Here is a 12516-nt window from a genome sequence, read left to right as displayed (position 1 = left end):
CCCCTCCGGGTTCATGGTCGTGTCACCGGTTCAACAGGTGACGAGTCTTGCCCGCTCCCGCGTCACCGGTCAAGATGGTGACGTGAAGTTCGTCTTCGTGAGTGGCAATCCGGCTCTGGACCTGGTCGGCACCGTCGAGTCCCGTCGGCACACGGCCGTCGACCTGCTGGCCGCCCCCACCGACCTCGAGCGATGGGTCCGCGCGTGCGAAGGGCTCCCCGATCAGGTGACCGCCGACGCCGCGGCCTTCGCCTCCGCGCTGCAACTCCGCGAGGCGATCCACCAACTGGCGCTCGCGCGCATACAGAACCGACGCTTCACACCGGCCTGCCTGGACATCGTCAACAGGGCCGCCACCGGCCCGGTCCCCACGGTCGAACTCAGCGACGCGGGACTGCGTGTGTCAGGAGACCTCCGCTCCGCACTGGCCCACGTCGCACGCAGCGGGATCGCCGTACTCGCCGACCGCGAGGCATGCCTGAAGGAGTGCGGCCGTCCGGACTGCACCCGCCTCTATCTCGACCGCTCGCGCGGAGCACGCCGTACCTGGTGCGGCATGGATGCCTGCGGCAATCGCGTCAAGGCGGCGGCCTATCGAGCCCGCAGGCAGGCCGCCGGGCAGGGGCACCCGCCCAGGTAGCGCATCCGCTGCCGGACGGGACGGGACGGGGCTACGCCGACGGCCGCGATCCTTCAGGCGTGCCCGGGGGCCCGGCGCTGCGGGGCGGTCCCACGCTGCTCCGTGGCGGTACGGCGCTGCTCCTTGGCGGTAAAGCCCTGCTCCGTGGCGACCCGGCGCTGCGTGGCGCGGTGGGCGAGGGCGTCGATGATGCGCTGCCATGCCGGTGACGTCTCCGCGATCCGGGAGGAGACCAGTTTGGAGGAGACCAGTTTGGAGGAGACCGGTTTGGAGGAGACCGGTTTCAGGGTCCCCGACCGATCGCTGTCCCGCTCGTGGTCGATCTCCCAGGCGTCCAGGTCATCGATGAGCCGGTCCAGACGTGGATCATCCGGATCCCAGTCGACCGACTGATCGCAGGCGAGATACAGCCGCGTGGTCTCGGGGTCGTCGAAGCCGGCGTTCTTGTCCCGTATCCGCTCCGGCATGGCGTGCGGGTCCAGTGCCTGCATCAGGATCCACGCGTCGCGCTCCAGTCGTACCCTCAGTTCGCTGACCCCGAGACCGCGCATCCGGTTCAGGATGGCGACCACCTCAGGGGGCAGGAAAAGCGCTTCGCCATCGGCCAGTTCGGCGATCCTGCGGCGGTATTCGCTGAGCTCGCCGATCCTGCGCCGCAGTTCGGCGTCGATACCGGTGATGGCCTCGGCGAATTCGGCCGGCTGCGCATGCAGCAGCGCATCGATACGGGCCAGTGGCACGCCCGCGTCGGCGAGCGTCCTGATCCGGATGAGATTGACTGCCGCTTGCGCGCGGTAGCGGCGGTAGCCGGAGGTGTCACGCTCGGGCTCGGGCAACAGCCCGATGTGGTGGTAGTGGCGAACGGTGCGCACAGTCACGCCGGCGGTTGCCGCGAGCTGACCGATCGTGAGCACGCACCACCCTCCTCGGGTCTTCTCTTCGCGGAACGCGGCTGCGCCGGTGGGCCCGGCGCACTGCCGCCCGATGCCGTGCCGTGCCGTGCCGAGCCGAGCCGAGCCGAGCCGAGTTTAGGGGCGTGCCCGGCCGAGGACATCGCGGATCGCGTCGACCACGGCATCGGGCCGGTCGAAGCAGAGCCGGTGGTGGCTGGTGTCGGCGATGATGCGTTGCTTCCCGTACGAGACCGCGTTCACCAGGGCCGCGTCCATCCGCCTTCGCCCGTCATCCATCTCCCGCGGCGTCCGCTCCGGCGCAGACGCCTGCCGGCCTGGCTCTGTCCCCACGACGGAAAGAGCAACCACCGGGACATCGGGAAGGTCCGGCCCGGCCCGTAGCTCACGGGCGAGCCCGGTCAGCTGGGTGCGCTCGGCGATGCCGGCGCGCATCCAAGCGTCGCTCACATGGGCCTCGGTCAGCGGTGCCCGCAGGCGCTCCGGGTAATCCGCGAGCATCTCCGCGAACATCTCGCGCAGGGCCGGACGCATCCGTTCCGACTGCTCCAGGTCAGGCCCCATCCGCTCGACCGCGGCCAGCCCCGCCGACGGAGGCATGAAGTCGTCCCAGTCGCAGTGAAAAGCGTCCAGCCAGACCAACCCGGCCACGTCCTGCGGGTACAACTGCGCGAACCGATGCGCGTAGAAGCCGCCGAGCGAGTGCGGCACCAGAACGTACGGACCGGCGACGCCCAGAGCATGCAGCAGCTCGCGCAGTTCCGTGGCGACTGCGGCGGCCGTACGCGGCAGCGGGACAGGATCGCTGTAGCCGGTGCCACGACGGTCGTACACCACAGCGGTGGTGAACCGCGCAGCCTCTTGCTGAACGCCGAAATAGTCCAGCCCGACCGCCCCGGCCCCCGGCAGGAACACCACGGCCGGCCCGCCGACACCCGACCGGTGCACAAAGATCCGCCGCCCGTCGACCTCCTGAAACCCGCCGACCGGCGGACCGAACCGAGCCGGAACCGGGAAAACGCTGTTGTCCGTCATGCCCCCAGGCTCCAACCCTGACCCAGGGACAGGGGCAACCCACTCCCGATCCGGAGAGCCCGAGCCTCTTCGTGGGCCGCGGGATGAGCGGTGACCGATCCGAGGCAGCAGACAGTCAATCCCGGGATCAGGTCTGCGCCATGTCCACGAACCGCGAGTAGTGGCCCTGGAAGGCGACAGTGATCGTCGCCGTCGGGCCATTACGGTGCTTGGCCACGATCAGGTCCGCCTCGCCCGCACGCGGGGACTCCTTCTCGTACGCGTCCTCACGGTGCAGCAGGATCACCATGTCGGCGTCCTGCTCGATCGAGCCCGACTCACGCAGGTCGGACACCATGGGCTTCTTGTCCGTACGCTGCTCGGGGCCACGGTTCAGCTGGGAGAGCGCGATGACCGGGACCTCCAGTTCCTTCGCCAGCAGCTTGAGGTTTCGCGACATGTCGGAGACCTCCTGCTGGCGGCTCTCGGGGCGCCGCGAACCGCCGGACTGCATCAGCTGCAGATAGTCGATCACGACCAGCTTCAGGTCCTGGCGCTGCTTGAGCCGCCGGCACTTCGCGCGGATCTCCATCATCGACAGGTTCGGCGAGTCGTCGATGAAGAGCGGTGCGGCGGTGACATCCGGCATCCGCCGTGCGAGCCGTGTCCAGTCCTCGTCCGTCATGGAACCCGACCGCATGTGGTGCAGCGCCACCCGTGCCTCCGCCGACAGCAGACGCATGGCGATCTCGTTGCGGCCCATTTCGAGGGAGAAGATCACGCTCGGCAGCGCGGCCTTGATGGAGCAGGCCCGTGCGAAGTCCAGCGCGAGCGTCGACTTACCCATGGCGGGGCGGGCCGCGATGACGATCATCTGGCCGGGGTGCAGACCGTTCGTCAGTGCGTCCAGGTCCGTGAAACCGGTCGGCACGCCGGACATCTGGCCGCTGCGTGAGCCGATCGCCTCGATCTCGTCGAGCGCGCCCTCCATGATGTCGCCCAGCGGGAGATAGTCCTCGGATGTGCGCTGCTCGGTGACCGCGTAGATCTCGGCCTGGGCCGAGTTGACGATCTCGTCCACGTCGCCGTCGGCGGCGTATCCCATCTGCGTGATCTTCGTGCCGGCCTCGACAAGCCTGCGCAGCACCGCACGCTCGTGGACGATCTCCGCGTAGTACTCGGCGTTGGCGGCCGTCGGAACCGACTGGACGAGCGTGTGCAGATAAGGCGCACCGCCGACCTTCTTGATCTCGCCGCGCTTGACGAGTTCGGCGGCGACCGTGATCGGGTCGGCGGGCTCGCCCTTCGCGTAGAGGTCGAGAATCGCCTGGTAGACGGTCTCGTGTGCGGGGCGGTAGAAGTCCTGGCCCTTGATGACCTCGACGACGTCGGCGATGGCGTCCTTGGAGAGCAGCATGCCGCCCAGTACGGACTGCTCGGCGTCGATGTCCTGCGGGGGGACGCGCTCGAACGCGGGGGATCCGCCGTCCCAGGAGCCGTTCTCCCGGCCCCGGTCGTGCTGCTCCCGGCCCCCGGCCCCCTCACCGCGGCGCTGGCGGGAGACGGGCAGACGGTCACCCGGACTGCTCTCGGCCCAGGGGTCGTCCAAGGGCTCGGGAATGCTCACCGGCCCACCTCCTCCCGTCCGCTCAGCGGACCTAGCCGTGCGACTCTTTCTTACGGCACGGCACCGACAAACAAGGGGCCCGACTCCGCGAACGGCGCGTCGGGCGCCGGTCCACGGTAGGCCCGCAGACACCGTCAGCCAATCTTGTTATCCACAGGCCCTGTGGGTGACGGACCTCAGCCTGTGGGTAACTCGCCAAAACCTGTGCACGGGTCGGGGGACAGCGCTGTGGACAAACTCATAGCCCCACCCCGATCACCCACCTGACCTGCGCATTCGCCATCCACCGGCTGTGGGGGAGAAAAACTTTTCCGACTGGACCAAGATCACGACAAACAGCGCACAGCCCGAGCCGGAACGATAAGCTCCGTAAGGGTCACAGACCTATTGCATCTCTTACCTGTGGAAGATTAGATTGTCCCGCATGACACAGGCCCCCACGGCACCGAACCCCAGCCGCCGACGGCACGACCGGGAGATCATCGCCCTCGCCGTACCCGCCTTCGGCGCGCTGGTCGCCGAGCCGCTCTTCGTCATGGTCGACAGCGCCATCGTCGGCCACCTCGGCACCCGTCAGCTGGCGGGGCTCGGGGTCGCGGCGGCCCTGCTGAGTACAGCCGTGAGCATCTTCGTCTTCCTCGCCTATGCCACGACGGCCGCTGTCGCCCGACGGGTGGGCGCGGGAGATCTGCAGGCCGCCATCCGGCAGGGCATGGACGGCATCTGGCTCGCCCTGCTGCTCGGCGCTCTCGTCATCGCCGTGGTCCTGCCCACCGCCCCCTGGCTGGTGAGCATCTTCGGAGCCTCCGCCGACGCCTCCCCCTACGCGGTCACCTATCTGCGGATTTCCAGCATCGGCATCCCGGCGATGCTGGTGGTACTGGCGGCCACCGGTGTACTGCGGGGTCTTCAGGACACCAGAACCCCGCTGTACGTCGCGATCGGCGGCTTCGCGGCCAACGCCGCACTCAACGCGGCGCTCGTCTACGGAGCCGGTCTGGGTATCGCAGGATCCGCCTGGGGCACGGTGATCGCCCAGTTCGCCATGGTCGTCGTCTATCTGGTGGTGGTCGTACGGGGTGCCAGGAAGCACGGCGCTTCCCTCCTCCCGGACATGGCTGGGATCCGGGCCTGCGCCCAGGCCGGTGTCCCCCTCCTGGTCCGGACGCTTTCCCTGCGGGCCGTTCTGATGACAGCGACCGCTGTGGCGGCTCATCTGGGCGACACCGATGTGGCCGCACACCAGATCGTGCTCTCCCTCTGGAGCCTGCTCGCGTTCGCCCTGGACGCCATCGCCATCGCCGGACAGGCGATCATCGGCCGGTACCTGGGGGCGGGAGACGCCGAGGGGGCGAAAGAGGCATGCCGCCGCATGGTGCAGTGGGGCATCGCCTCAGGTGTCGTACTGGGTGCGCTGGTCGTGGCATCCCGGCCGCTGTTCGTCCCCCTGTTCACCAGCGACCAGGCAGTACGGGGCGTACTGCTGCCTGCCCTGCTCGTCGTGGCGGTCGCCCAGCCGATCTCCGGCATCGTCTATGTCCTGGACGGGGTACTGATGGGCGCCGGCGACGGCCGGTACCTGGCCTGGGCCATGGTCGTCACCCTGGCGGTCTTCACCCCGGTCGCCCTCCTGGTACCGAGACTGGGCGGTGGGCTGACGGCGCTGTGGTGGGCGATGGCGCTGATGATGGCGGTCCGGACAGTAACTCTCTGGCTCCGGGCCCGCTCGGGCCGCTGGATCGTCACGGGCGCCACGCGCTGATCCCAGGGTCAGCAGCTGAGCGGGGCAGCCGCCGCCGGTTTCACGTGAAACCGGCGGACGGTGCACCAGCGAAACAGCGAAAGGGCCGCCTCCCGAAGGAGACGGCCCTTTCCATGCTCTGCCGAACGCTGCAGTTACGCGGCGATGACCTCGATGCCGACCTGCGCGGCAACGTCGGCGTGCAGACGCACGGACACCTGGTGGGCGCCCAGGGTCTTGATCGGCGAACCGAGCTCGACACGACGCTTGTCGACCACGGGGCCACCGGCAGCCTTGATCGCCGAGGCGATGTCGGCCGGGGTGACGGAACCGAAGAGGCGGCCGGCGTCGCCGGAGCGAACGGCCAGACGGACCTTCACGCCCTCGAGCTTGGCCTTGACCTCATTGGCCTGCTCGATGGTCGCGATCTCGTGGATCTTGCGGGCGCGGCGAATCTGCGCCACGTCCTGCTCGCCACCCTTGGTCCAGCGGATCGCGAAACCACGCGGGACCAGGTAGTTGCGGGCGTAACCGTCCTTGACGTCAACGACGTCGCCGGCGGAGCCGAGGCCAGCGACCTCGTGGGTGAGGATGATCTTCATTTTTCGGTCACCCTTCCCTTATCGCGCAGTGGACGTGTAGGGCAGCAGCGCCATCTCACGGCTGTTCTTGACAGCCGTGGCGACGTCACGCTGGTGCTGCGTGCAGTTGCCGGTGACGCGGCGGGCACGGATCTTGCCACGGTCGGAAATGAACTTCCGCAGCATGTTCGTGTCCTTGTAGTCCACGTACTGGGTCTTGTCCTTGCAGAAAGCGCAGACCTTCTTCTTAGGCTTGCGCACAGGCGGCTTCGCCATGGTGTTTCTCCTGTGTGATCAAGAAGTGGGGGTACGGGCTGCCCTAGAAGGGCGGCTCGTCCGAGTAGCCACCGCCGGAGCCGGAACCGCCGGAGCTTCCGCCCCAGCCGCCCCCGCCCTGCTGCTGGCCACCGCCGGCCGGCGCGTTGGAGGCCCACGGGTCGTCGGCGGGTGCACCGCCACCGCCCTGCTGGCCTCCGCTGGGGGCTCCGCCCCAGTTGCCGCCGCCCTGCTGCTGGCCGCCACCGCCGCCGCCGTAACCACCCTGGCCGCCCTGACCGCCTCGACCGGTGGTCTTGGTGACCTTGGCCGTGGCCGTCTTGAGGCTGGGGCCGACTTCCTCGACATCCAGCTCGTAGACCGTGCGCTTGACGCCCTCACGGTCCTCGTAGGACCGCTGCTTCAGCCGGCCCTGCACGACGACGCGCATGCCTCGCTGAAGCGACTCCGCGACGTTCTCCGCCGCCTGACGCCAGACCGAGCAGGTGAGGAACAGGCCCTCGCCGTCCCTCCACTCATTGGTCTGCTTGTCGAAGATGCGGGGAGTGGACGCGACACGGAACTTCGCGACCGCCGCACCGGACGGGGTGAAGCGCAGCTCGGGGTCGTCGACGAGATTGCCGACGACCGTGATGACGGTCTCGCCTGCCATGGGTGAACCTCTCGGCGGGGATTGCTTGGCTGCTTGGTGCTACTCGGACCCGATGACTGCTGAGCTAGACGCTCAGTGGGTCTCGGGGCGGAGGACCTTGGTCCGGAGGACCGACTCGTTCAGGTTCATCTGGCGGTCGAGCTCCTTGACGACCGCAGGCTCGGCCTGCAGGTCGATGACCGAGTAGATGCCCTCGGGCTTCTTCTTGATCTCGTAAGCGAGACGACGACGGCCCCAGGTGTCGACCTTCTCAACCTTTCCTTCGCCCTCACGGACGACGGAGAGGAAAGTCTCGATCAGCGGGGAGACAGCGCGCTCCTCGAGTTCGGGGTCGAGGATGACCATCACTTCGTAGTGACGCATGTGGAACCCACCTCCTTTGGACTCAGCGGCCACGGTCGTTCCGTGGCAGGAGGGTCGTGATGCGTACGCAACGGTATCGGCAGCCACTGACAATCCGCTTTCGCGAAGAAAGGGATTGTTCACTGGGCTGGGCAGACACCGGTGCAGACCGTACAGACTACCCGCACACCCGCTTCCGGTTGAAATCCGGCGGTCACGGGGCAGACTCTCTAGGTGTGGGATGTGAGCGGCGTTACAGTACGCCGCCTTATGCCAGGAGGTGCCTGATGGCTCAGGCAGCGCGACACAACCCTGCTCCGCGACACAACGCCGTCGCCTCTCTCTTCGCCTCGGACGGCAAGCCGCACCCGCTGGAGGACAGCCTGGGCGTGGTGGCACTCGTCCTCGGTGTGCTGGCCCTCGTCGCGGCCGGGTTCAACAATCTCCATCTGCTGAGCTCCTGGGCAGGGCTGGTGGGGATCCTCATCGGCGCCTACGGGATGTTCATCTCGGTCACGACCCGTGAACGGTTCATCGTGATCCTCGGAATCGGCGCATCTGCGGTGGGCTTCTACATCGGCATGGCGCACGGCGGTCTCTTCGGTGGGGTGCTCGGCGGCTGAGGGCCGCCGCGGCACTAGTCCGATACGGCCAGTCGGGGCGCTCCACGGCAGCAGTAGGCTTCGGCGGGAGAGCCGACGCCCCTGTAACCATGGGGACACGCCTGCCGAGGAGCGCCCCGCATGAGCCTGACCCTGAGGACCATCAGCCGCGAGCAACATCTGGCGTACATCCAGAGTCTGCCGTCGGCGAGTCACTGCCAGGTCCCCGCGTGGGCGGAAGTGAAGACGGAGTGGCGCTCGGAGAGCCTCGGCTGGTTCGACAAGGACGGCCTGATGGTCGGTGCCGGTCTGGTGCTCTACCGGCAGCTTCCCAAGATCAAGCGGTACCTCGCCTACCTCCCCGAGGGACCGGTCCTCAACTGGTACGCCCCGAATCTCAACGAGTGGCTCCAGCCGATGCTGGCCCACCTCAAGGAGCAGGGCGCGTTCTCGGTGAAGATGGGGCCGCCGGTGGTCATCCGCCGGTGGAACGCGGCGGCGATCAAGTCGGGTATCCAGGACCCCGACGTGAAGCGGCTGCGCGACGTCGAGGCCACCCACATCGAGCCCCGCGCGTTCGAGGTGTCCGACCGGCTGCGGAAGATGGGCTGGCAGCAGGGCGAGGACGGCGGCGCCGGCTTCGGTGATGTGCAGCCCCGCTACGTCTTCCAGGTCCCGCTGGCCAACCGTTCGCTCGACGATGTCCTCAAGGGCTTCAACCAGCTGTGGCGACGCAACATCAAGAAGGCCGAGAAGGCCGGTGTCGAGGTCGTCCAGGGCAGCTACGAGGACCTCGCGGAGTGGCAGCGGCTGTACGAGATCACCGCCGAGCGCGATCACTTCCGGCCGCGCCCGCTCTCGTACTTCCAGCGCATGTGGTCGGTGCTCAACACCGAGGACCCGAACCGGATGCGGCTGTACTTCGCCCGTCACGACGGTGAGAACGTCGCAGCGGCCACCATGCTGATCGTCGGCGGTCACGTCTGGTACTCCTACGGTGCGTCCGCCAACCACAAGCGCGAAGTGCGGCCGTCGAACGCCATGCAGTGGCGGATGCTGCGGGACGCCTACGCCATGGGCGCCACTGTCTACGACCTGCGAGGCATCTCCGATTCGCTGGACGAGACCGACCACCTCTTCGGGCTGATCCAGTTCAAGGTGGGCACCGGCGGCGAGGCCGTGGAGTACATCGGTGAGTGGGACTTCCCGCTCAACAAGCTGCTGCACAAGGCTCTCGACATCTACATGTCGCGCCGTTAAGGAGCATGATGGTGCGGGCGTCCTGCCCGGCACATCAGTCCTGTCAGTTCCGTAGGACTCCTGAGTTCCGTAAGAACCGCGAGTCCCGTAAGAACCCTGGGGCCCGTAGCAACCGCGAGTCCCGTAAGTCCCGTTAGCTTCGATCGTTCCGCTCGTTCCGTTCATACCTCTGATACACCGCAGCTCCGAGAAAGGTTCCGGTCCGGCCATGGCGCTGACCCTCTATGTCGACACCGCGCGCTGGCGGGCGCACCAGAAGTCCGTGCTCGACCAGTTCCCGGGGATCGTTCCGGTCTGCAAGGGCAACGGCTACGGCTTCGGCCACGGCCGGCTCGCGGACGAGGTGACGCGCTTCGGTTCCGAGATCATCGCGGTCGGCACCACGTACGAAGCCGCCCGGATGAAGGACTCCTTCGGGGGTGACCTGCTCGTCCTCACACCGTTCCGCCGCGGCGAGGAGCCCGTGCCGCTCCCCGACCGGGTGATCCGCTCCGTCTCGTCGGTCGACGGCGTACACGCCCTGGTCGGCGCCCGCGTCGTCATCGAGTGCATGAGCTCGATGAAGCGCCACGGTGTCTCCGAGGCGGACCTGGGCCGGCTCCACGCGGCCATAGACGACGTACGCCTGGAAGGCTTCGCGCTGCACCTCCCGCTGGACCGCATGGACGGTTCGGACGCGGTCGAGGAAGTCATCGCGTGGATGGACAGGCTGCGCAACGCGCGTCTGCCGCTCCACACCATGTTCGTGAGCCACCTCAAGGCGGAGGAACTGGCGCGGCTGCAGCAGCAGTTCCCGCAGACGCGCTTCCGCGCCAGGATCGGTACGCGGCTGTGGCTGGGCGACCACGACGCGACGCAGTACCGCGGCTCCGTCCTGGACGTCACCCAGGTCGTGAAGGGCGACCGTTTCGGCTACCGGCAGCAGAAGACCGCTTCGGACGGCTGGCTGGTGGTGGTCGCGGGCGGTACGTCGCACGGAGTGGGCCTGGAAGCGCCGAAGGCGCTGCACGGGATGATGCCGCGCGCGAAGGGTGTCGCGCGCGCGGGCCTGGCAACGGTCAACCGGAATCTGTCGCCCTTCGTGTGGGCGGGCAAGCAGCGCTGGTTCGCTGAGCCGCCGCACATGCAGGTGTCGATCCTCTTCGTCCCGTCGGACGCGCAGGAGCCGAAGGTGGGGGACGAGCTGGTGGCTCATCTGCGGCACACGACGACACAGTTCGACCGCCTCGTCGATCACTGAGACAGCGCCCGGCCGGGCCACCGCCCGGCCGGTGGGTGGCCCGGCTGCCCGGCTATTCGCGCGCCGCGCCGCTGCCCCACTCGACCTGTGGCCCCTCGACCTGGTGGGCGGCGTGCCGCGCCGGATGGGCTGCAGCGCCCAGCACGAACACATCCTCAGCGCCGTCCAGCACACCTCCCGACGGATCGTCGGAGCCGTCCCTGCGCACCCCGTCGCGCTCCGGCATCAGGATGTCCCGCACGATCACCGCGCAGATGTAGAGCGTCCCGGCCAGATGCAGGGCGATGGCGAACTGGTAGCCCTCGGGCGGCAGCCCCTTGGGCTTGTCGCCGGACATCGTGTACGCGAGGTACAGCCAGATCCCCAGGAAGTACATGACTTCGCAGCCCTGCCAGATGAGGAAGTCCCGCCAGCGTGGCCTGGCCAGCGCCGCGAGCGGGATCAGCCACAGGACGTACTGCGGCGAGTAGACCTTGTTGGTGAGGATGAAAGCGGCGATGACCAGGAAGGCGAGCTGCGCGAACCGCGGGCGGCGCGGGGCTGTCAGAGTGAGGGCCACGATTCCGCCGCACGCCAGGATCATCAGCAGCATCGCCCAGGTGTTGACGTTGCCCACGTCGAGAGGCTTCCCGGTGCGCTGGGTGATGATCAGCCAGAACGAACCGAAGTCGACGTTCCGTTCCTGGCTGAACGTGTAGAACTTCTTCCACCCTTCGGGCGCCGGCAGCATGACGGGCAGGTTCACGACGAGCCAGGCCGCGACCGCGCCGAACACGGCCAGCCCGTACTCCCGCCATTTCCCGGCGCGCCAGCACAGCACGAGGAGCGGGCCGAGGATCAGCACCGGATAGAGCTTGGCTGCGGTCGCCAGGCCGATCAGGATCCCGAAGGCGAGCGCCCGCCCCCGTGACCACATCAGCATCGCCGCAGCGGTGAGAGCGACCGCGAACAGGTCCCAGTTGATGGTGGCGGTGAGCGCGAAGGCGGGGGCGAGTGCGACCAGCAGGCCGTCCCAGGGGCGGCGCCGATGGGTGCGGGTGACGCAGACCGCGATGACGGCGGTGCAGATCATCAGCATGCCCGCGTTGACCATCCAGTAGATCTGCTCGCGGTGCTGCATGGCGCCCCCGTGCGGGGTGAGCCAGGATGCGACCTCCATGAACAAGCCGGTGAGCACCGGATATTCGAGGTACGACATGTCGCCGTTGATGCGGTCGAAGTACGGGACGAGGTCGTCGGCGAAGCCGCGACCGACGTAGAGGTGGGGGATGTCCGAGTAGCAGGCGTGGTTGTACTGGGATGTTGCCCCCTGGAACCACGCCCAGTCGTAGCAGGGCATCTTCTGCACCATGCCGAGAGCGAACATGCCGATCGCGACCAGGGCGATGACACGGACGGGGGTGAGTCTGCCGAAGCCCCCGCGGGCCCACCGTCCGGCCGGCCCCCCGATCAGTTCGCTGCCCGCCGCGGCGGTCTCGTCCTGCTGAGTGGGCCGCACCACGGGCTCTGCGGTCTTCAGTGCGGGCCGGTCCTCGTGCGCGCTCGTCATGGCGCACATCCTGCCGTACGCGGCTGTGCCCGCGTGGAGGGCCGCGGCAGCCGGGCGGCCGCACAGCCGCAAGGGCCGCCA

At 68.1% G+C, this 12516-nt stretch carries 13 protein-coding genes; 5 read left to right on the top strand and 8 right to left on the bottom strand.

The annotated features are described in order from the left end of the window. The first annotated feature begins 82 nt into the window (after positions 1 to 82). Positions 83 to 640: a CGNR zinc finger domain-containing protein gene (locus OG510_RS18665; RefSeq protein WP_406138162.1), complete on the top strand. Its 558-nt coding sequence runs from the start codon at positions 83 to 85 to the stop codon at positions 638 to 640. Between the two features lie 53 nt (positions 641 to 693). Here the strand turns inward: OG510_RS18665 and OG510_RS18660 are convergent, their stop codons facing one another. From OG510_RS18660 to dnaB, 3 genes are all read right to left on the bottom strand, one after another. After that, positions 694 to 1554, bottom strand: coding sequence for a MerR family transcriptional regulator (locus tag OG510_RS18660; protein ID WP_406138160.1), 861 nt, complete (start codon positions 1552 to 1554; stop codon positions 694 to 696). A gap of 114 nt (positions 1555 to 1668) precedes the next feature. Continuing rightward, entirely contained in the window at positions 1669 to 2586 is a 918-nt protein-coding gene (locus OG510_RS18655; protein WP_406138158.1) for an alpha/beta fold hydrolase, read from the bottom strand. Between the two features lie 127 nt (positions 2587 to 2713). Next, positions 2714 to 4192, bottom strand: a complete 1479-nt coding sequence (dnaB, locus tag OG510_RS18650; protein WP_164258282.1) for a replicative DNA helicase — start codon at positions 4190 to 4192, stop codon at positions 2714 to 2716. 424 nt (positions 4193 to 4616) lie between these two features. Between dnaB and OG510_RS18645 the strand changes: the two genes are divergently transcribed. Beyond that, the gene (locus OG510_RS18645; RefSeq protein ID WP_406138157.1) at positions 4617 to 5954 is read left to right on the top strand and encodes an MATE family efflux transporter; all 1338 of its coding nucleotides are present in this window, start codon (positions 4617 to 4619) and stop codon (positions 5952 to 5954) included. A 134-nt stretch (positions 5955 to 6088) separates the two neighbouring features. On the opposite strand, the gene rplI is transcribed toward OG510_RS18645, so the two are convergent. The 4 genes from rplI to rpsF all read right to left on the bottom strand — a co-directional run bounded on the left by rplI (position 6089) and on the right by rpsF (position 7805). Next, on the bottom strand, positions 6089 to 6535 hold the full coding sequence (rplI, locus tag OG510_RS18640; protein WP_164258278.1) for a 50S ribosomal protein L9: 447 nt from the start codon (positions 6533 to 6535) through the stop codon (positions 6089 to 6091). An 18-nt stretch (positions 6536 to 6553) separates the two neighbouring features. Continuing rightward, positions 6554 to 6790: a 30S ribosomal protein S18 gene (rpsR, locus tag OG510_RS18635; RefSeq protein WP_003967857.1), complete on the bottom strand. Its 237-nt coding sequence runs from the start codon at positions 6788 to 6790 to the stop codon at positions 6554 to 6556. 43 nt (positions 6791 to 6833) lie between these two features. After that, entirely contained in the window at positions 6834 to 7442 is a 609-nt protein-coding gene (locus OG510_RS18630; RefSeq protein WP_406138155.1) for a single-stranded DNA-binding protein, read from the bottom strand. Positions 7443 to 7514: 72 nt separating this feature from the next. Next, the gene (rpsF, locus tag OG510_RS18625) at positions 7515 to 7805 is read right to left on the bottom strand and encodes a 30S ribosomal protein S6 (RefSeq protein ID WP_164258274.1); all 291 of its coding nucleotides are present in this window, start codon (positions 7803 to 7805) and stop codon (positions 7515 to 7517) included. 266 nt (positions 7806 to 8071) lie between these two features. On the opposite strand from rpsF, the gene OG510_RS18620 reads away from it, so the two are divergent. The 3 genes from OG510_RS18620 to OG510_RS18610 all read left to right on the top strand — a co-directional run bounded on the left by OG510_RS18620 (position 8072) and on the right by OG510_RS18610 (position 10886). Beyond that, the gene (locus OG510_RS18620) at positions 8072 to 8407 is read left to right on the top strand and encodes a hypothetical protein (protein WP_406138154.1); all 336 of its coding nucleotides are present in this window, start codon (positions 8072 to 8074) and stop codon (positions 8405 to 8407) included. 120 nt (positions 8408 to 8527) lie between these two features. Continuing rightward, positions 8528 to 9646, top strand: a complete 1119-nt coding sequence (locus tag OG510_RS18615; protein WP_164258270.1) for a peptidoglycan bridge formation glycyltransferase FemA/FemB family protein — start codon at positions 8528 to 8530, stop codon at positions 9644 to 9646. A 208-nt stretch (positions 9647 to 9854) separates the two neighbouring features. Then, positions 9855 to 10886, top strand: coding sequence for an alanine racemase (locus tag OG510_RS18610; protein WP_164258269.1), 1032 nt, complete (start codon positions 9855 to 9857; stop codon positions 10884 to 10886). Between the two features lie 52 nt (positions 10887 to 10938). On the opposite strand, the gene OG510_RS18605 is transcribed toward OG510_RS18610, so the two are convergent. Further along, positions 10939 to 12444, bottom strand: coding sequence for a glycosyltransferase family 87 protein (locus tag OG510_RS18605; RefSeq protein ID WP_406138152.1), 1506 nt, complete (start codon positions 12442 to 12444; stop codon positions 10939 to 10941). Positions 12445 to 12516: the final 72 nt, after the last annotated feature.

The organism is Streptomyces sp. NBC_01089, assembly GCF_045162975.1.
In the GTDB taxonomy this organism is placed as follows: Bacteria; Actinomycetota; Actinomycetes; order Streptomycetales; family Streptomycetaceae; genus Streptomyces.
The sequence above is the reverse complement of the archived record's forward strand: the minus strand, read 5'-3'. Positions and strand labels throughout refer to the sequence as shown.